The organism is Campylobacter avium LMG 24591 (assembly GCF_002238335.1).
Classification (GTDB): Bacteria; Campylobacterota; Campylobacteria; order Campylobacterales; family Campylobacteraceae; genus Campylobacter_D; species Campylobacter_D avium.
In genome coordinates, this window is record NZ_CP022347.1 from 720525 (window position 1) to 740718 (window position 20194).

A 20194-nucleotide genomic window follows, 5' to 3' on the forward strand; every position below is an offset into this window, starting at 1 on the left:
GGGGGGCATTAGCCTTATTGCTACTTTTTAGTGCTTGCTCTACTACATCTATCCCGTTAAATCCGAAGGCTCAAGGTATAGCAATTAGCGATAATATCGATAAGACTTGCAAGCTCGTAGGCAATGTTAGTGGCTTAGACAAAAATGCAGGCATGTCAGCTGTTAAGTCAAATTCAGAACTTAAAATGAATGCTTATAATGACCTAAGAAACAAATCTGTTAAATTTGGAACAGACGTAAAACTTAAAATAAAAGATGAAAAATGCGATGTTATAATAACTGGATTTTTTACAAGCGAACGAAAAGAAATAGATTGTTGGCAGCTAGATTCAACAAAAGTTACGTTAGTATCAGCTTACTATGTTTTTGCTGATGTTTATGACTGTGAATAAATTTTATATAAGTGTTTAGGCTTTAAGCCTAAACTATATCATAATATTTACATTTTATTTGGTATTAAAAAACCTTCATCTATAAGTATGTCAATCACCCCTTTAAAAACGGGCAAGGCGCTTTGTGCTGAATAATAGCTTTTTGTAGGGTTTCTTACCAAAACTCCTATGGTAAATTTGCTATGTGCGTCATTTGCAAAGCCAAAAAATGAGGCGTTGTATCTGCCTGAATTATAACCTTGTTTTTCAGCTATCCTTGCCGTTCCTGTTTTGCCGCCTACTATAAGTCCTTGCGTTTTTGCCCTTTTGCTTGTACCTTTTTCAACCGTGGCTATTAGGATATTTTGCATTTGTTTGCTTGCTTCGCTTGATAAAATTCTTTCTTTTATTATATTTTCCTCTAGCTCTTGCATTTTTCCATTTTTGTAAAATTTTTCAGCCAAATTTGGACTTATGTAAAGCCCTCCGTTGTTAAAGACATTGTAAGCGGCTAGTAACTGCATAAAGGTGGTTTTTAGCCCATATCCGTAGCTTAGAACCGACTTTTCTATATCCCTTATTCTTTGAGGATTTGGTACTTCGCCTCTTTGTTCATAAGGCAAATCTATACCGCTTTTATCGCCAAAATGAAAGATTTTAAGCCCTGAAACCGCTTCAAAATTGCTGAGCCTTTTAGCAATTTGTATCATGCCTACGTTTGATGAGTACATCAAAACTTCCTCAGCACTCATACTTTTGGCCTTATGACTATCTTGTATGGTAAAGCGACCTAGCTTGTAGTATCCGTCATTTGTATCTATTTTTTCACCTAGTTTTAGCTTTGAAAGCCTAAGTGCAGTTACAAAGATAAAGGGCTTTATAACAGAGCCGGGCTCATAGCCATACTCTATCGCACTTGCGTTTAGCACTGACAAATCCTTGCCCCTGTTTGAAGGGTCGTATCTCCTTGTGCTAGCTAGGCTTATGATTTTACCTGTATCGCTTTGCATGACAGCGGCTATTATTTCGGTGGCGTTTAAATCCTTATTTTGAGCACTTATCATCCTTTCTATGCTTTTTTGTAATTTTAGATGCACATTTATGTAGAGATTGCAGCCATTTATCTTTCTTTTTTGAAGCGAGTTTAAATTTAAGATAATGTTTCCGCTGATGTCCTTTAAGCCTTGCACTTTTTCATTTTGCGTATCGTTAAGGCAGTCTTCATAAAATTTTTCCAAACCCTTTACGCCAACATTTTTTAGAATTTTGCTCTCCTCATCCAGCACCACTCTTGTATATCCTATGGCCGGAGTTAAGGCATCTTTTGACATATAAATTCTATCTTCTTTATGCTCTATAATACTCAAACCTCTTGTTTCAACTCTGTTGTTATCGTTTGAAAAAGCCTTGAAAAAGCCTTGCACATAAAGCTTTTTGGCTAGTTCTTTCAGGTGAGAGGCGGTTTTGGGGCTTAAATTTTGAGCTAGTATGAAGTTGTAGTTTTTTCTTTTGCTTGCATTTGCAAGTCTAGTTCTTATATCTTGCATTTGCTTGTCATCTAGGCCGCTATAGATTTGAAACAGTTTTAAAAAAAGTTCTAATTTATTTTCATCTATGCTTCTTAAATCAATCTCCGCTCTGTAAAGCTCTTTTGATGAAGCTACAGTAAAACCATCTTTGCTGATTATAGAGCCTCTTAAGGCTGTGTCGTATTGGTCTTTTTCGGTGTTTGGGATATTGCGTTTGGAGGTTAAAAAAAAGGTAGAGCTTAAAAACAGCAACATAAAGAGCAAGGACATAATAAATGCAAAGGCAACCTTAGAAACTCTATTTTTGTCTTGCATTAAATTTGTGTTCTAGTTATTTCTTTATATGCGTTTATTGCTTTATTTCTCACCTCTAGCATAAATTTCATGCTTGTTTCAGCCTTGCTAATGGCAAGTGCTGCTTGGTGCAAGTCTTTTACCTCGCCTGTTGCGATGTCGGTCATAGCCGCTTCGCCACTCTTTTGTGCAGCATCCAAATCACTTATGGATTTTTTAAGCATGTTGGCAAATTCATCGCCTATATTTTGGTTGTTTTGATTTTTAAGTTCGTTTGTTTTATTTAAAGAATTTAATTTATTAATATCATTTATCATCTATTACCCCCTTAGCAATTCTATGGCACTTTGAGCTATGCTTTTTGTGCTATTAAAGGCCGCTACATTTGCTTGATATGCCCTAGTTGCTTCTATTAAATCGGCCATTTCTATAACAGGATTTATATTTGGATAAGCAACATAGCCTTCAGCATTAGCGTCTGGATGTCCTGGCTCGTATTTCATCCTAAATTCTCTATCATCTCTTACTACCTTATCCACAACCACGCTCATAACGGCCGGATGAGCGTCTTTTTGTGAGCTAGGGTCATTTAGAGGATTTTCATACTCTAAGAGATTATTATCTTCTTTTATTTGCTTGTTTAAAAGCTCGCTAAAATCATTTGCCTTAAAGATAACCTCTCTTCTTCTGTAAGGCCCGCCCTCTGCAGTTCTTGTAGTGTTTGCATTGGCTATGTTTGAGCTTATAACATTAAGTCTAAATCTTTGTGCGCTAAGTCCGTATCCGCTTATATCAAAATCACTTAAATATGCCATCTCTTACTCCTTAACTAAGCTTTGAACTAGCGTCTAGTATGGCGGTTACGATATTTCCTTGTCGCCTTAAAACGCCATCAAGTGCTGTTATCATCGCTGTATTTTTGCTAAGTTCTGTTGTTTCTACATCCAAATCAACGGTATTTGCGTCATTTCTAGCTAAATGCCCGTCTCTTAGGTAGATGGTAGATTTATTAGGGTCAGGAAATTTCCAAGGTTCTTGATGATTTTCGTTAGTTTGTGCCATTTTAAGTTCTAAGTCTTTGCCTTTTTTAAAAATTTCTTTTGATTTATTTACCAAGGCAGTTTCAAATTCTATATCCCTTGACTTGTAAAACGGAGTGTTAACATTTGCAAGGTTCGAATTTATAAGCTGATTTCTAAGATTTCTACCAGCTAAAGCTGAAGCTACAAGTTGCTTAGACTTAAACATTTCTACCATCATCGACATATCCTAACCTTTGAACTTTAAGTAAAATAAAGCAAAAAGCATTCCAATATTTTATAAGCTTGCTAAAACTAAGCTAAATCGTTCAAATTCTAGCAAAAAAATGACAAATAAGGCAAATTTTATTTAACAAAAACTTCAATTTTTAAGCGAGGTTAAAAAATAATAGATAAAATACTTGCTTTGTTTTAAGGAGAATTTATGAGGATTTTAAAGATTATATTAGCTTTGATTGTATTTGTAGTTATATCAGGTGCTGGCTACGCCTTTTATCTAGTATCTGATTCAAATTTTGAAAATTATAGTTTTAAAGAATACAAACCACAGCTTTCAACGCAAATTTATGATAAAAATGGAAAGTTAATAGCTAATATTTTTGATAAAGAGCATAGATTTTATGTAGAATACAAAGATATACCCCCACGCCTTATAGAAGCTTTATTAGCGATAGAAGATACAGTGTTTTTTGAACATAACGGGGTGAATTTAGATGCTGTGGCAAGAGCAGGGTTAAAGATAATAGCAAGTGCTGGAGAAACGGTTGAAGGCGCTTCAACTCTCACTCAACAGCTTATCAAAAATACAGAACTAAGCCCAGAAAGAACTATAAATAGAAAGGTAAAAGAAATTTTACTAGCCTATAAACTAGAAAACGAGCTTAGTAAGGAAGAAATTTTAGAAAGGTATTTAAATTATATATTTTTTGGGCACGGATACTACGGTGTTAAAACCGCTGCAAGAGGATATTTTAGAAAGGAGCTATCGCAACTTAGCTTAAAAGAAATAGCCATGCTTGTTGGTATGCCAAAGGCACCAAGTTCTTATGACCCTACTAGAAATTTAAATTTATCTCTTTCAAGAGCAAATGCTGTAATACAAAGGATGTATAACATAGGCTGGATTTCTGAGAGCGAATATAGAGAAGCCATGGATGAAATTCCTACAGTTTATGATGATACCCTTACGCAAAATGTCGCACCTTATGTTGTGGATGAGGTTATAAAAAGATTAGAGCCTGTTTTACCTGATTTAAGAACTGCTGGCTATACTGTTGATTTGGGTATCGATTTATCAGTTCAAATGGCGGCCGAGCATGCTTTGCGTTTTGGTTATGATGAGATAGTAAAAAGGGATAAGGACGCGAATTTAAGTGTTTTAAATGGGGCTATGGTTGTTATGGACCATCAAAATGGCGATGTGTTAGCCTTGGTTGGCGGGGTTGATTATAATAAAAGTAATTTTAACAGAGCTACTCAAAGCTCAAGACAGCCCGGCAGTACCTTTAAGCCTTTTTTATATCAAATAGCCATAAATGAAGGTTATTCTCCTATGAGCGAAATAGCTGACATATCAAGGATATTTGAAAATTCAGACGGAAAAGATGATTGGGTTCCTAAGAATTTAGGCGGTTCCTTGGCCGGTCTTGTTACGCTAAAAGAAGCTTTGACCCGTTCAAGAAATTTAGCAACCATAAATTTAGCACTTGATATAGGCCTTGATGTGCTTTATAAAAAAATGCTAGACTTTGGCTTTAGTGATAAAATTCCAGCTGATTTGTCCATAGTTTTAGGTTCTTTTGGAATTTCACCTTTAGAATTTTCAAAAATGTTTTCCATGTTTGGAACTTATGGCATTATAAGAGAGCCTGTCATAGTGAAAACAGTTAAGGATAGAGAGCAAAATATAGTCTTGCAATACGAAAGCAACGCAACCAAGGTAAGCGAACCACAACAGGTATTTTTAACCGTTGATATGATGAGAAATGTTGTGGCTAGAGGAACAGGATTTAACGCTAGGGTGCCGGGCATGGAAATAGCTGGAAAAACAGGTACAAGCAATGACAGTATCGATACTTGGTTTGTAGGCATAACCCCAGAAATAGAGGCTGTGATATGGTACGGAAATGATAATAACAAACCTATGAAAGCAACAGAAGGTGGCTCAAGAACAGCTGCACCGGTGTTTAAGGTGTTTTTAACGGATTATCTTAAGTATTTTCCACAAAGTAAAAAAAGCTTTGATGTGCCAAGCGGAGTTTTTAAAGGAACATATAATGGTAATGTCGAGTTTTACACAAAACAATCACCACTTCCGCAAAAAAGTATACATTCAATGAGTGCAGATGAGATGTTGTTTTAAATTTTTTGTTAAAATAGCTAAATAAATTTTTGTTAAGGATTTTGTATGAAATTATTAAAATATAGCTTTTTCATGGCTTTAGCACTTTTGCTTTCAGCTTGCGTAGCTCCTAAGAGTACTTTACAAAAGGCAGCTGATGTTGCTTCCCAACAATCTTGCTATGACTGCAACAGCTTGCAAGGTTTTGAGGCTAAAATTCAAGGCCTCTTATATCTTAGCGATGTTGGACTTCAGTGTTGTGCAGATAAAAGAACGCTTGATACAAGTGTGGCTATTAAAAAAGTGTATTTACACAGGATAAATGATTTAGCAGAAGAAAAGAAAGTATTTTATATAGAAAATGATAGATATTTTATAAACGAGCAGTTTAATCTAGCCTTTTATCTTTTCTTAGAGCAAGAGTTAAAATCAAGAGGTATAGTTGTGGTTGATGGTATTAACAATTCTCCTTATGTTTTAAGGCTCGATCTTTCTTTTGTGGATTTTAGGTCCAAGCTAGATAGAACCGGACTTCATTCTAATATCGTAGCTAGCTTACAACTTAAGGATATAAATACCGATAAAACACTTACTGTAAGAACAAAGCAAGATGTTGTGGGCTTTAAAAACGAAAAAGAGATAAGTTTTTATACTTTTTTACTTATAAAACAAATGGCTAATAAAGTAGCCAGCATTATTTCATCACTTTGAGATGTTATAACTGCCACTGTTTTTCTCTGTTAAGCTTTTGTGATGCTTGTTATCAAGAGCTTTCAGAGCTTTCTCTTGGTTTTAGGGAGCTTGAAGAGGGCTTTAAGGTTTATTATTTTTATAAATACAGCGAAATAAAACACTTGCTTCATTCTAAACATAAATTTCACGGCTATTTTGTCTTAAATTCACTTGCTAAACTTAGCTTTGCTAAATTTAAAGATATGTTTAAAATAGACAGCCAAATCACAGCCATAGCCTTAGATGATAGGGTTGAGAATTCTTTATATTCTCATTCTGCTATCTTAGCAAGACAGTTAAAAAGCAAAGCTATAAAGCTTAAATTCGGTGTTTTGCACTCAAGGTCTAAGTGTAAATATTCTGGCAAAAGCGTGGAATTTCGCCTTAAAAATAAAAGAGATTATGTTTTGTTAAAGCCTCTAAATTCACCTGTTATCTTAGTTGATGACATAGTAACAACCGGACTTTCTATACTTGAGGCTAAAAAAACTTTGGCAAAGCATGGTATTGAGACCTTGTTTGCCTTGGTTTTAGCTGATGCTAAGCAGTAAAATGTATTTTGATTTATTAGTTAAAAGACTGTATAATAAAAAATTTATAGCGTAGCGATAAATTTAGTAAAACTTACTTTAATGCAAGGATTTGTATGGATATCTTTAACAAAGATTTGGATGTAGAAGAAATTGATATAGAAAATTCTATCAAAACCAGCTATCTTGATTATTCTATGAGCGTTATTATAGGCAGGGCTTTGCCTGATGCTAGAGACGGGCTTAAGCCTGTGCATAGGCGAATTTTATATGCTATGAATGATTTGGGTGTTGGCTCTAGAAGTGCTTATAAAAAGTCAGCTCGTATAGTGGGTGATGTTATCGGTAAATACCACCCTCACGGCGATGCAGCGGTGTATTATGCCTTGGTGAGAATGGCTCAAAGCTTTTCTATGCGTTATCCTAGCATAGACGGACAAGGAAATTTTGGCTCTATCGACGGAGACGGAGCTGCTGCTATGCGTTACACTGAAGCTAGAATGACTATTTTGGCCGAGGAGCTTTTAAGAGATATAGACAAAGACACTGTTGATTTTGTGCCAAACTATGATGATTCTTTGAGCGAGCCTGATGTGCTGCCTGCGAGATTGCCAAATTTATTGTTAAATGGCTCTAGCGGTATAGCCGTTGGTATGGCTACAAATATCCCTCCTCACAGTCTTAATGAGCTAATCGACGGACTTATATACTTTTTAGAAAATAAAGAAGCTAGCTTAGAAGAGCTAATGGAATTCATAAAAGGACCAGACTTTCCAACCGCTGGTATTATTTATGGCAAAAAGGGCATTATAGATGCTTATAGGCATGGAAGGGGTAGGGTTAAGGTTCGTGCAAAAACCCATATAGAAACCAAGTCAAATAAAGATATTATAGTGATTGATGAGCTTCCTTATCAAACAAATAAAGCAAGACTTATAGAACAAATTGCTGATTTGGCAAAAGAAAAGATTATACAAGGTATAGCTGATATAAGAGATGAAAGCGATAGAGAGGGCATAAGAGTTGTTATAGAGCTAAAAAGGGATGCTGATACTAATGCAACCTTAAACAATCTTTTCAAATCCACAGCTATGGAAAATACCTTTAGCATAATAATGCTTGCTATACACAACAAAGAGCCTAAAATTTTCTCTTTGATAGAGCTTTTAAAACTCTTTTTAAATCACAGAAAAACGGTTATCATAAGAAGAACTATATTTGATTTGCAAAAAGCAAGAGCAAGAGCGCATATTTTAGAGGGCTTAAAAATAGCACTTGATGATATAGACAAGGTTATAAATCTTATAAAAAATAGTAAGGATAACGCTAGCGCAAAAGAAGCCTTGATGTCGAATTTCACGCTTAGCGAACTGCAAGCAAATGCTATTTTAGAAATGAGACTAGCGCGCTTAACAGGTCTTGAAAGAGAAAAGATAGATAATGAATTACAAGAGCTTATAAAAGAAATAGCTAGATTAGAAGGAATTTTAAAAAGCGAAGAAGAGCTTGAAAAACTCATAAAAGAGGAGCTTTTAGAGATTAAGTCTAAATTTAATGTGCCAAGAATTACCGAAATTGTAGATGAGATAGAAGAAAGCGATGATAAAAGCACAGTTCCAAATAAAAGCGTAGTTGTTACTATAACAGAAAAAGGCTATATAAAGAGGGTTGATAGTAAAATTTATGAAAGGCAAAAAAGAGGTGGCAAGGGAAAACTTGCTTTAACCACGCACGATGATGACTTTATAAAGCACTTTTTTACCGCAAATACTCACGATGTGCTTATGTTTGTTACAAATAAAGGGCAACTTTATAAAAAAGATGTTTACAAGATAGATGATAAAGACAGAACAGCCATAGGAAGACATATATCAAATATCCTTGACGGCTTTGATAAGGATAAAGAAAAGATTATGACTGTAATTCCTGCTAATGATGATTTTAGTGAGGATAAGTCTTTGTGCTTTTTTACGAAGCGAGGGATTATTAAAAGAACAAATTTAAGCGAGTATAAAAGCAATAGAGCAAATGGAGTAAGAGCCATTAATTTAGACGAGGGTGATGAGCTTGTGGCAGCCTTTGTAGCGCAAAAAGATGAATTTGAAGCAGATATGGAAAATGTGGAATTTGATGAAAATTCAAAATACAATTCCAAGATGATTTTCATAGCCACTAAAAAGGGTATGTGTATTAAATTCCCGCTGGCTAGCGTTAGAGAAATAGGGCGCGTAAGCAGAGGTGTAACAGCTATTCGCTTTAAGGAAAAAGATGATGAAGTGGTTGGAGCTGTGCTTGTGGAAAATGATGAGCAAGAAATTCTAAGTATCAGCAAAAAAGGTATAGGAAAAAGAACCACAGCAGGCGAGTATAGACTGCAAAATAGAGGCGGTAAAGGTGTTATCTGCATGAAGCTTACAGATAAGACCAAGGATTTAGTATGCGTTGTGACTGTTGATGAGAATATGGACTTAATGGCAGCTACAAGCAGCGGTAAAACCATAAGAGTTGATATGCAAGGCATTAAAAAATCTAGCAGAAATACCATAGGCGTTATAGTTGTAAATGTTGAAAATGAAGAGGTGATAAGCATAGATAAATGTCCTAAGCAAGATGATAGCACTGACTTAGATACTGAGTTAGAGCCTAGTGAGTAAAATTTGGAACGGTTGTTGCTTTCATATAGCAAATACAATATTTTGAAGGTTGAACGATGAAGAATTTAGTTTTATTCGTTACGGCGGCTTTTATAGTCGGAGGTTGTGCGGTTCCAAAGTCTACTGCTGGAAACAGTAGTGCGGTAAATAGAATTTCAAATGCTACCCCAAGCACTCAGAGCACAGGGACAACTTCAAATTCCTTGTTAAGTTCCTTTTCTAGGGGCAACGACAATCCTGATGTTGTGGTGCAAAAGGTTGATAAAGACGATGTTAGAGATATTATAAGACAAGAAAAAATGCTTGCCCTTGATAGCTCCGAAAACGAACTTACCTTTGGTGCCGTTGGCGAGGGTATAGCTCCTATGAATACAGTCTCATCAGCACAAGCTCTAGCCCTAGCCAAAAGAGCAGCTGTAGCCGATGCTTATCGCCAACTTGCAAGCAAGCTTTATGGCGTTAAGATTAACGGTAAAGATACAGTGAAAGACGCTATGCTTGGTAGCTCTACCATCACAGCTCAAGTAAATGGACTTATAAAAAATGCTAGTGTTATAGATGAGAGCTTCAATCAAGGTCTTTATAGAGTGAATGTAGAACTTAAGATAGACGAGACTAAGTGGAAAGAGTTGTTTGCCTACTAATACTACTTTGTTTAAATAGCTTAGCCCGGAGTGAATTTATATTTTGGGCTGAGCTTAGCACTCAAAATTATATACTTTTTCACCAAAACGAAAACATTTCTCCAGCAATGGTTCAAAGCAAAGATGTTTATGAAGAGTATGTTTGCGACATATATTATGATGAAAAAGACTTGCTTTATCTAAAAAAAACCGATTTGGGTTTAATTGATGATGATATGAGCAAGGATTTAAAGCTTAGATTTTTAAACAAGCACAAAGAAAAGCTTTTAAGTTGTTTTAACACCTTAGATGTTAAGATTAAAGATACGGTCGAAGCTGATTTTTTAAAGGCTAAAAGTGCTACTTATTTAAAAATACTTCCTTTGAGATTTAGCATAAGTTTTTCTAATGATAGGGCTTTGATTTATTATTTAAGAAAAAATTAATTATTTTTTACAGTAATATACAAAGGCTGGCGGGACATTTTGCCATACTATTTTTGATTTCCTAACCTCTTTGAAAAATTTACCTAATAATTTTTTAAAAACAGCTGCTTGCGGACTTGGCAGGATGTAAGCAAAGGTAGTAAAATAGCCATTTTGACTTAGATTGTGATGTATGACTTTTAGTAAGGCAATCTGTTCTTTAGTATCTAACAAAGCCCAAGGAATTCCAGATATTATGTTATCTATCTTGTCAATTTTTTTAGCCTTTATAATACTTTCTAAATTTAAGGCATTTTGAGTGATTATTTCGAGGTTTGGTATTTCGTTTTTAAGCTTTTGTGCCATATCTTTATTTATTTCTATGGCAAAAAATTTGCTTTCTTTTTGCTTGTTTTTTAAAATTTCTTTTGTGAAAGCACCCATTCCAGGTCCTATTTCTACTATACAATTTGCCTTGTTTATGTCAATTCCCTTTATCATCATGGAAGCTAGTTTTTTGGAGCTAGAGCAAATTGCACCGGTTTGTTTTGGATTTTTTATATAATGTTTTATAAACAATATTCCCTCTTTTCAATGTATTTCATAATTAGCGGTCTAATTTTATTATATTTTTGTGAATTTTGTATTAAGTCTTGAAGTTTTATTTATATTATTTTTATAATATTTTAATAGAATTATCTTTACTTTTTTGTATTTTTAAGGGTTAGTTTTATGCATGGTAAAATTATGATGTATATGGATGCCACAGGTAGAGGCACTGTTATGAATTTATCAAAGGCATTTTTTGATTTTAACAGACAAAATTGGCATGATAAAAAAAGTATGCCAAGCCAAGGAACTTTTGTCGAATTTCACGCAGACGGTAAGAGAATAACCTCCATAAAACCATCTAAATATCAAGAATTTAAAGAGGGTGATTTTATAACAGAGCAGGATTTTTGGCGAACTAACAATGACGACGAGCTAGAGGACATACAAAATTCAAGACGTTCAGCTTATATAACGCAGCTTTTTAGAAGCACGGATTTTGATACCTTAGACCACATACCGCTTTCAATCACCATACCTCAAGCGATACAAAAGCATTTCGAGGGTGAAATTTTATCGGTTGAAGCACTTAAAATAAATATGGAAAACAGCGAGCAAGCCCCTGTTACGCTTAATTATTTCATTCTTAAAAGATTTTTAAATAAGGCTTTTGATACCCTAATATTTATGGATAATTCAATCAATCAAACCCAATTTGCAACGATAAGAAGCATAACAATGCACCTAGAAAACTCATACAACGATATGAGAGATAAGCAAAAGCTTTTAAATATCACTAAAATTTTTAATGAAAAATTCCTTTCGGTTCAGTGTCATTATCAGGCATTAGTGGCTGCTATTGATACTAGGAAAAATAGACTTAGCGCCTGTGAACACCAGCTAAGAAGTGCTAAGATGGATTATAAAATGCAAGCTTCAAAGCCAAATCCAGACCAAGCTAAACTTAAGGCTAAGCAAGAAAGAATAGAAGAGCTTGTAAAGGAAATTAATTATTTTAAATCATCTCTTGAGAGATTAGAAGGCTTAAGATCAGAATTTTACAAGAAAAATTATTCTGTTTTTGAAAATGCCTTTAAGCTTTCAAGAGAGAAGTTGTTTCAAAAAATTATCTCCGGGCTTAATATATGTGCAACCATTATAGACACTAGAATTTGGCAAATTTCTTTAAAGTCTGCTGGTGTTAAAAATTCATATTTTTCACGTAATGATAATGAAAATTCTTTTTGCTCCATGTCTTTTGCGGAGTTGTATTTAAGTAGGCTAGATAAGACTTTGCTAAGTCAAGGAGACCAAAAATTATTAGCTTATATACAAAAAATTATTAATGATTATAGAAAGAAATTCTTAGTTGTCACTTCTGATTCTGAGTTACTTACTAAGGTTAAGGTTCAGATTTTTACACTAAGTCCTTATTATATAGTAAAATACGCACCCAAAAAGGTTAATTATCAATCTTTAATGCGTGATAATGTCTTTGATGTTGTTTATATAGATGAAAAAACAGCTTGGGAAAATGTGGCTGATATTATACTTGAGGGTAAGCGATTTGACGTATATGGAAAGACTAAATTTAAGCTTATTTAGAAATTTAAAGTATAATCATCTTGCCTGAATGGCTCGATATATTACAAAGAGGATCCAACACTAATCTATCTACTGTGATTGTGCAAATTCTCTGTGTTCTGTGACTTCGTTTGAGCATGTAAAAGTGCGAGAAGCTGCAGCCTTAAGCGTTTGCCTAACGGTTTTTTTAAGACTTTGGGGTCTTATCTTGTTTTGCGACCATTTGGGTTTTTATGGAGAGCGATATGAAAATTTTAATATTAGGTAGTGGAGCTAGAGAGTATTCTATAGCCTTGGCACTTAAAAATGAAAATAAAAATTTAGAATTTTATTTTGCACCAGGAAACGGTGCTACCTCAAATTTGGGCACAAATTTAGAATTTAGCGATTTAGAGAATTTGGCCTCTTTTTCAAAAGAAAATTCCATAGATCTTTGTATAGTCGGCAGTGAAGACTTTCTAGAAAAAGGCGTCGTTGATATTTTTCAAAAGCACGGTATTGATATTTTTGGTCCTAGCAAAAGAGCTGCCATGCTTGAGAGCTCTAAAGCCTTTATGAAAGATTTTTTAAAGAGAAATAAAATACGCACGGCCGCTTTTGGAATTTTTACAGATATAAAACAAGCTAGTGATTTTATCAAAAGTCTTACTCCGCCAATAGTAGTGAAAGCCGATGGCTTGTGTGCTGGCAAAGGCGTGATCATAGCTAAAAGCCACGATGAGGCTATAACGGTAGCTAGTGATATGCTTAGCGGAAAGAGCTTTGCACAGGCTGGAAAAACTGTTGTTATAGAGGAATTTTTGGATGGTTTTGAGTTAAGCATTTTTGCTTTAAGTGATGGGGATGATTTTGTTGTATTGCCAGCTACTCAAGATCATAAAAAATTAAAAGATAACGATGAGGGGCCAAACACCGGCGGTATGGGTGCGTATGCTCCAAGCCCATTGGCAAATGACGCTCTTTTAGAAGAAATTAAAAATGATATAATAAAACCAACCTTAAAAGCCATGAAGGATGAGGGTAATGAATTTAAGGGCGTGCTTTTTGCTGGGCTTATGATTGTGAATTCAAAACCTTATGTTTTGGAATTTAATGTTCGTTTTGGAGACCCAGAATGCGAAGTTTTAATGCCTTTGATAGAAAATCCTTTGGATTTATTTTTAGCTTGTACGCAAAAAAAGCTTAAGAATTTTAATTTAAAGCTTAAGAAAGACTTTGCCGTGGCTGTTGTTTGTGCTAGTAAAAATTATCCTTTTTCATCTTCGCCAAAGGCTGAGATTAGCATAAAATCACTTCCTAAAAATTCGCATATTTCTTATGCTGGAGTATCTAAAGAAAAAGAAAAGCTTTTTGCTAGCGGGGGCAGGGTGCTTGTGTGCGTTGCTTTAGCGTCCGAGCTTAAAGAGGCTAGAGATTTGGCCTATGAGCTTTGTGAAAATGTTAGCTTTGACGGAATGCAGTTTAGAAAAGATATAGCGTATCAGGCACTTAGATGAATAATGAGCTTTTAGAAAGGTTGCATAGAGAGGGCTTGAAACTAGCCTCTTTTGAAAAGAGGATTATAGCTTATTTGGTGGATTTTTTTGTCATCTCTGTTATACTTAGCTTTATTTTTGTGGATGATCTAGCTAATACAAATTACGAAAACGCAGCTGATTTAACAAGAAAGATGATAATTACTGTATTTCTTGTAAATTTTTTGTATCACTTTATTTTCGCATTTTTATACGGAGCAAGTGTGGGTAAATTTGTGTGCAAGATAGCTATAGTGGATGATAGGCTGCTTGATAAACCAAATTTATTGCAAAGTGCGATTAGAGCTATAATGCGAAATGTAAGCGAGAATTGTTTTATGTTGGGTTATTTTTGGGCCTTTGGGAATGATAGTAGAAAAACTTGGCAAGATTATGTGGCAAAGACTGTGGTAATTGAAGTTGCGTAAGCTTTCTTTAGTATGTATCTTAACTCTTGCTTTCATGGAGGCACAAGAGGTTGATATATACGCTACCAAGGTAGAAAAAGAAGAAAGCTTAATAAAGGCAGACAACGATGTCTTAGTCTTTTCTAATTCTTATTTTATCAGTGCAAACAAAGCTACCTACGACGAAAACACAAGAGATTTAGAACTTTTTGGAGATGTAAATATACTAAGGGGCGAAAAGGATCGCTCTAATTCTTGCTATGCAAAGCTAAATTTAGATACAAATAAGGCTGAATTTAAGAACTTCTTTTTTGCAAATAGCGATATGGAAGTGTGGTTTAAAAGCGAAGAAAGCAGGCTTGATGATAAAACATTTAGCGGTAAAAACTCCATAGTTTCAAGTTGCAATGTAGAAAATCCGGACTGGGAAATTCGTTTTAGTGAGGGCGAATTTGATAGAGAGGATAATTTCGTTCATTTGCATCATGCTAAATTCTACATAAAAAATGTTCCTGTTTTTTATACGCCCTACATCGGATTTTCAGCAGATACTTCAAGACGAACAGGTCTTTTAATACCTATATTTGAAATCAATCAAGACGATGGCTTTTATTATGAACAACCCATATATTTTGCCTTTGCAAATAATTGGGACATGCAAGTTAATCCTCAGCTTAGAACCTCAAGAGGCGTTGGGGCTTACGCAAGCTTTAGATTTATGGATTCTGAGTTTTCTAGCGGTGAGTTTAACACCGGTGTTTTTTTAGAAAACGATGCTTACTACCACAAGGAGAATTTAAAAAACAAAAGTCATAGAGGTTTGGAGTTAAAATACCACAGAGATAATTTATTTGTAAATTTACTCGACTTAGGCTCAAATGTACAAGAAGGCTTGTGGCTTGATGCTATATATTTAAATGATGTTGATTATTTGAATTTAGGTCGCAGGGATTACAGGGATTTAACCTCCTTGGCCACATCTAAATTTAGCTATTTTTTAGCAGATGAAAATAATTACTACGCAGCTTATGCTAATTATTACATAGATACAGCAGCAGTTTCTAATAGCTCTACCTTACAAGAGTATCCGTCTTTTCAGTATCACCGTTTTTTAAATGGGCTTTTTAATAACACAATACAGTACTCATTTGACGCGAATTTTAATAGATATTATAGAGATGTGGGCGTTCATGCTACATTGTTTAATTTTAATTTGCCTCTTACTTATCATCAGAGCTTTTTTGATGATTTTTTACACTTTCAATTTACCGAAAGTTTATACGCATCCTTTGTGGAATATACCGACAATACAAACGGCAAAGATAATGAACAACTCTTAAGAAATAATCACAATTTCGCACTTTACACAGAGCTTTCTAAGGCTTATGATAATTTTTATCATACTGTTTATTTTGGAGCTGATTATTTTTTAGTTGGTGCTAAGACAGGTGATATTTCTCAAGAATTTGTGAAAAGCCCTGAGGATACTTCATCCTTTAATCTAAGTGCCTTGCAGTATTTTTACAATGAAGCCGGGGATAAAAAGCTAAAACATAGACTAAATTTAAGCTATAACACCGATACCTTTAGTCTTGATAATGTAAATAATCTCATACAGTATTATTTTGATGATGATATATCTATTTCAAACGAAGCACAGTATTCGCACGAGCTTGGCAGATTTACAAAGTCATTAACTTATGTTGATATCTATGCTAATTATTTTAGTTTTACCTTGTCGCACGCTTATAAATACGGCGCTGGATATAGCTCTAGCACAAACACTTCAAATTCTTATATAGCACAGTACAGCTTCATAGGTGCTAATGCAAGTTATGATTTAAATGCTAATTATAAATTACTTTCTGGAATTTGGTTTGATACCAACAGGTCTGGTGTAAATTATTGGGAGCTTGGCTATGTTTTTCAAAGAAAGTGCTGGAATTATTCTTTAACATATAGAGAAAGGGTAGACCCTCAGCTTACAAGTGGCGGTATTAAAGCAAACAAAAAAAATGGAATTTATTTTACCTTTAATCTTTATCCAATCGGCGGCGTTTCTTATGATTTTGCCCTGCAAGAAAATGAAAGTATGGTAAATTCTATATAAATAAGCTAGTTGTAATAAATAATTAGCTAAATTAACGCTCAAGGAGATAGTATATGCAGTATAAAATAGAAGTAAATAAAAATATAGAAATTTTTGATATAGATAAGGTAGCAAAACAAGCTTGTGGCTCTGTTTTAATGACGGTTGGAAAATGTGTGGTTTTAGCAGCTGTTGCAAGAGAAGAAAAGGCTGTTGATGAGGACTTTTTACCACTTACTGTTCAATATATAGAAAAAGCTTATGCGGCTGGAAAAATTCCCGGAGGATACATCAAAAGAGAAACAAAGCCGGGCGATTTAGAAACGCTTACATCAAGGATTATAGATAGAAGCTTAAGGCCCTTATTTCCAAAGGGCTATAACTATCCTACCCAAATAGTTGTAATGGTGCTTTCTGTTGACGAAGAGGTTGATTTACAGGTTGTGAGCTTAAACGCTGCAAGTGTGGCACTTTATCTTAGTGATATAGATATAAAAGCGCCTGTTTGTGGGGTTAGAATAGCTAGGATAAATGATGAATTTGTTTTAAATCCAAGTCTTAGTGAGCTTAAGCAAAGCACTGTTGATTTGTTTGTTTCTGGCGTGAAGGATGAGCTTTTAATGATAGAAATGAGAGCCTTACCTAGTGTTAATCCTGATTTATTATCTCTTAATACCCCATTTCCTGAAGTGATTTTGAACAACCCTTGCGAACAACTTATGAATGAACTTAGCGAAGACGAGGTTTTGCAGGCTTTAGATATGGCTTCAAAAGCTATTTTAAATGGTTCAAATGCTTACGAGGAAGCCTTTTTAAAACACAAAAAACAATCCTCTTTAAGCCTTAGGGTGCAGGAGGAGAATTTAGAGCTTTTAAACTTTGTTAAAAATTCTTACGAGCCTAAATTAAAAGAAGCCATTAAGCAAATGGCAAAGAGCGAAAGAGCAAGCGAAATATCCAAAATAGCAAAAGAAATTCTATCACTTAATGAAGCTGAGCAAAAAGAGTGGAGCGAAGAGGATATAACAAAGGCCTTGCATAGCTTTAAAAGGGAGCTAGTAAGAGCACAGATTATAAATGAGGGTATAAGAGCTGACGGCAGAGGATTAAAAGATGTAAGAGATATAAGTATAGAGACAAATATCTTGCCTAGTGCTCACGGTTCTTGCTTATTTACTAGAGGGCAAACTCAAGCCCTTGTTGTGGCCACTTTAGGAAATGACAGTGATGCGCAGCTATATGATAGTTTAAGCGAAAAAAGTGCAATCACCGAAAGGTTTATGGTAAATTATAACTTCCCTGGCTTTTCAGTAGGCGAGGCAAGCCCTATAAAAGCACCTGGCAGGAGGGAATTAGGACACGGAAATTTGGCAAAAAGAGCTTTGTATCCTAGTGTGAGTGAGAATTATCCTTATGTCATAAGATTAGTATCTGAAATTCTTGAAAGCAACGGCTCATCATCCATGGCAACTGTTTGCGGTGGTTCCTTGGCCTTAAGAGCGGCTGGGGTAGATAGTATAAAATTAGTTGCTGGCGTTGCTATGGGTCTTGTTTTTGAGGGAGATAAATACGCCATTTTAACCGATATAATGGGACTTGAGGATCACGACGGGGATATGGATTTTAAGGTTGCTGGAACTAAAGATGGAATTACGGCCTTGCAAATGGATATAAAGCTTGGCGGTATTGATAAGCAAACTCTAAAAGAGGCTTTGTATCAGGCAAAAGAGGCTAGAATTCACATCCTAGACATTATGCAAGAAGCTAACGATAAGATAGTTGTGAATGAGGATGTCTTGCCTAAGCTGGAATTGTTTAATGTGGAGCCTTCTAAGATAGTTGATATTATAGGACAGGCTGGAAAGACAATTAAAGAAATTATCGATAAATTCGGCGTTTCGGTTGATTTAGATAGAGAAAAAGGCGAAGTAAAGATAGCTGGCAATCAAAATGAACAAGTAAAAGCGGCAAAAGATTACATCATAAGCATAACCTCAAAGGATAGTAAATTTGATAAAAAGAAGGGTGCAAAAAAGAGCTTAGATGAATTTTTTGTGGGACAAGAATTTGAAGGCACTGTTAAAACAGTGGCTGCTTTTGGGGTTTTTGTGGAGCTTAAAGACGGTATCGATGGGCTTTTGCATATATCTAAAATCAAAGATAAGCTAAAAGAAAATGACAAGGTTAATGTTAAAATCAAAGAGATTAAAAATTCAAAAATAGCCTTAGATTTATTATAATTTAAGGCTTAAAATTCAAAGCTTGCAACGAGAATAATTTAATAAAAGCCATGCCGGTGCTTTTATCTACAAGATTTTTAGTGAGTTTTAAAAAATTTATTTGCTATAAGAAATAAAAAAGCACTTAAAATAAAACTTAAAGAAATTATCACAAAAACAGTTCTTATGTCAAAAATGGCTGCTAAATATCCATTCCCAACTGAGCTCATAAAGCCGCCTATTGCGTGTGATGATTGATTCATACCAAGTACAACGCTTAGCTTAGCCTTTGAACTGATTTTTTTAAGCATAGCATTTATGCAAGGCAAAAGCCCTCCAAGGCCAATTCCTAAGGCAAATCTTAAGCAAAATAAAACAAAGACAGTTTGTGCCAAGGAGTGCAAGCAAAACAAAATCCCGCAAAATAATAAACAATACGGTATAACCCTTTCATATCCAATCCTATCAGCCATACGCCCTAATTTTTGCGCAAAAAACACATTGCTAATTCCACTTGCTGCGACGACCAAACCAGATAAAAAGACCATAAATTCTTTACTTTTGTGCAGGCTTTCTACATATAAGCTTACTAATGGTGCTATGCCAAAGGTTCCAAATTGCACCACTATGGTAAGAAAGCATAAGATTAGAACCATTTTGAAATTTGTTTTTGTGTTTTCCTCTTTTTCTGTGCTTTTGCGTTGTGTTTTCTTCTCATCTATGAAAAATAAGACGGTTGCAAATGATAAAAAAAGCAAGATTGCCACAAAGACAAAGGAAAATCTAAGTCCTATAAATTCAGCCAACAAGCCGCCTAATAATGGCCCTAATAAGCTTCCGCTAACCGAAGCTGTTGAGAGTGTGCCAAGTGCATAAGCAGAGAATTTTCTAGGAGCTTGTATGGCTATGTAAACTACAGCTGTGGTGTTAAAGCCCGCTACAATGCCCGTTAGAACTCTAAGAATTATAACATCAAATACATCCCTAGATAAAGCTATAAGAAAGGTAAAAATAGCCATGCCAAGAGAGGCTCTTAAAAGCATTTTTTTATAACCAAATTTAGCCCCTAAGAAGCTCCACAGTGGTGAAAAAATAGCTAATAGTAAAGAAGTTACACCAAAACTAAGGCCAGAGTAAAAGGCTATATCATCGTGAGTGCTTAGTCCTAGTTCTCTTAAAAAGAAAGGTAAAATGGGTGCTATTTGGCTAAGTCCCATTGATGTTGTAAAGCAACCAAACCAACAAACTAAAAGTGTTTTTTTGAAATTTACCATGAAAATATTGTATGATATT

18 protein-coding genes are annotated in these 20194 nt (G+C 34.8%); 12 read left to right on the top strand and 6 right to left on the bottom strand.

Translation table 11 applies throughout. The features are described from left to right. The first annotated feature begins 17 nt into the window (after positions 1-17). Positions 18-392 (top strand): DUF4156 domain-containing protein, encoded by a 375-nt coding sequence (locus tag CAV_RS03725; protein WP_094325171.1) that lies wholly within the window; start codon positions 18-20, stop codon positions 390-392. A gap of 47 nt (positions 393-439) precedes the next feature. On the opposite strand, the gene CAV_RS03730 is transcribed toward CAV_RS03725, so the two are convergent. Genes CAV_RS03730 through flgB form a run of 4 tightly spaced genes read right to left on the bottom strand, consistent with a single transcriptional unit; the run spans position 440 to position 3451 of the window. After that, entirely contained in the window at positions 440-2215 is a 1776-nt protein-coding gene (locus CAV_RS03730; protein ID WP_094325172.1) for a peptidoglycan D,D-transpeptidase FtsI family protein, read from the bottom strand. After that, on the bottom strand, positions 2215-2511 hold the full coding sequence (gene fliE / locus CAV_RS03735; protein WP_390088627.1) for a flagellar hook-basal body complex protein FliE: 297 nt from the start codon (positions 2509-2511) through the stop codon (positions 2215-2217). The genes CAV_RS03730 and fliE overlap by 1 nt, the downstream gene beginning before the upstream one ends. 3 nt (positions 2512-2514) lie before the next feature. Further along, the gene (gene flgC, locus CAV_RS03740; protein WP_094325173.1) at positions 2515-3009 is read right to left on the bottom strand and encodes a flagellar basal body rod protein FlgC; all 495 of its coding nucleotides are present in this window, start codon (positions 3007-3009) and stop codon (positions 2515-2517) included. A 10-nt stretch (positions 3010-3019) separates the two neighbouring features. Continuing rightward, positions 3020-3451, bottom strand: a complete 432-nt coding sequence (gene flgB / locus CAV_RS03745) for a flagellar basal body rod protein FlgB (RefSeq protein WP_094325538.1) — start codon at positions 3449-3451, stop codon at positions 3020-3022. Between the two features lie 207 nt (positions 3452-3658). Between flgB and CAV_RS03750 the strand changes: the two genes are divergently transcribed. From CAV_RS03750 to CAV_RS03775, 6 genes are all read left to right on the top strand, one after another. Continuing rightward, on the top strand, positions 3659-5596 hold the full coding sequence (locus CAV_RS03750) for a PBP1A family penicillin-binding protein (protein WP_094325174.1): 1938 nt from the start codon (positions 3659-3661) through the stop codon (positions 5594-5596). Positions 5597-5641: 45 nt separating this feature from the next. Next, positions 5642-6286, top strand: coding sequence for an outer membrane lipoprotein MapA (gene mapA, locus CAV_RS03755; protein WP_094325175.1), 645 nt, complete (start codon positions 5642-5644; stop codon positions 6284-6286). Then, complete coding sequence (locus CAV_RS03760) at positions 6283-6858, top strand: ComF family protein (RefSeq protein WP_094325176.1); 576 nt, start codon at positions 6283-6285, stop codon at positions 6856-6858. Before mapA ends, CAV_RS03760 begins: the two co-directional genes overlap by 4 nt. Before the next feature lie 95 nt (positions 6859-6953). After that, positions 6954-9491: a DNA gyrase subunit A gene (gyrA, locus tag CAV_RS03765; protein ID WP_094325177.1), complete on the top strand. Its 2538-nt coding sequence runs from the start codon at positions 6954-6956 to the stop codon at positions 9489-9491. 56 nt (positions 9492-9547) lie between these two features. Next, complete coding sequence (locus CAV_RS03770) at positions 9548-10135, top strand: LPP20 family lipoprotein (protein WP_094325178.1); 588 nt, start codon at positions 9548-9550, stop codon at positions 10133-10135. Further along, a complete protein-coding gene (locus tag CAV_RS03775) occupies positions 10111-10560 on the top strand; it encodes a hypothetical protein (protein ID WP_094325179.1) in 450 nt (149 codons plus the stop codon). Before CAV_RS03770 ends, CAV_RS03775 begins: the two co-directional genes overlap by 25 nt. On the opposite strand, the gene CAV_RS03780 is transcribed toward CAV_RS03775, so the two are convergent. After that, positions 10561-11118 carry a class I SAM-dependent methyltransferase gene (locus CAV_RS03780; protein WP_094325180.1) on the bottom strand — a complete coding sequence of 186 codons (558 nt, stop codon included), beginning with the start codon at positions 11116-11118 and terminating at the stop codon, positions 10561-10563. It abuts the gene before it with no gap. Between the two features lie 153 nt (positions 11119-11271). Here CAV_RS03780 and CAV_RS03785 point away from each other — a divergent pair, with 153 nt between their 5' ends. From CAV_RS03785 to CAV_RS03805, 5 genes are all read left to right on the top strand, one after another. After that, on the top strand, positions 11272-12693 hold the full coding sequence (locus tag CAV_RS03785; protein WP_094752816.1) for a hypothetical protein: 1422 nt from the start codon (positions 11272-11274) through the stop codon (positions 12691-12693). A gap of 224 nt (positions 12694-12917) precedes the next feature. Then, complete coding sequence (gene purD / locus CAV_RS03790) at positions 12918-14168, top strand: phosphoribosylamine--glycine ligase (RefSeq protein WP_094325181.1); 1251 nt, start codon at positions 12918-12920, stop codon at positions 14166-14168. Next, positions 14165-14614 (top strand): RDD family protein, encoded by a 450-nt coding sequence (locus tag CAV_RS03795; protein ID WP_094325182.1) that lies wholly within the window; start codon positions 14165-14167, stop codon positions 14612-14614. Before purD ends, CAV_RS03795 begins: the two co-directional genes overlap by 4 nt. A gap of 34 nt (positions 14615-14648) precedes the next feature. Next, a complete protein-coding gene (locus CAV_RS03800; protein ID WP_094325539.1) occupies positions 14649-16703 on the top strand; it encodes an LPS-assembly protein LptD in 2055 nt (684 codons plus the stop codon). A gap of 53 nt (positions 16704-16756) precedes the next feature. After that, positions 16757-18922, top strand: coding sequence for a polyribonucleotide nucleotidyltransferase (locus tag CAV_RS03805; RefSeq protein WP_094325183.1), 2166 nt, complete (start codon positions 16757-16759; stop codon positions 18920-18922). A 77-nt stretch (positions 18923-18999) separates the two neighbouring features. Here CAV_RS03805 and CAV_RS03810 read toward each other — a convergent pair whose 3' ends face one another. After that, positions 19000-20175, bottom strand: a complete 1176-nt coding sequence (locus tag CAV_RS03810; protein ID WP_094752817.1) for an MFS transporter — start codon at positions 20173-20175, stop codon at positions 19000-19002. Positions 20176-20194 lie beyond the last annotated feature (19 nt).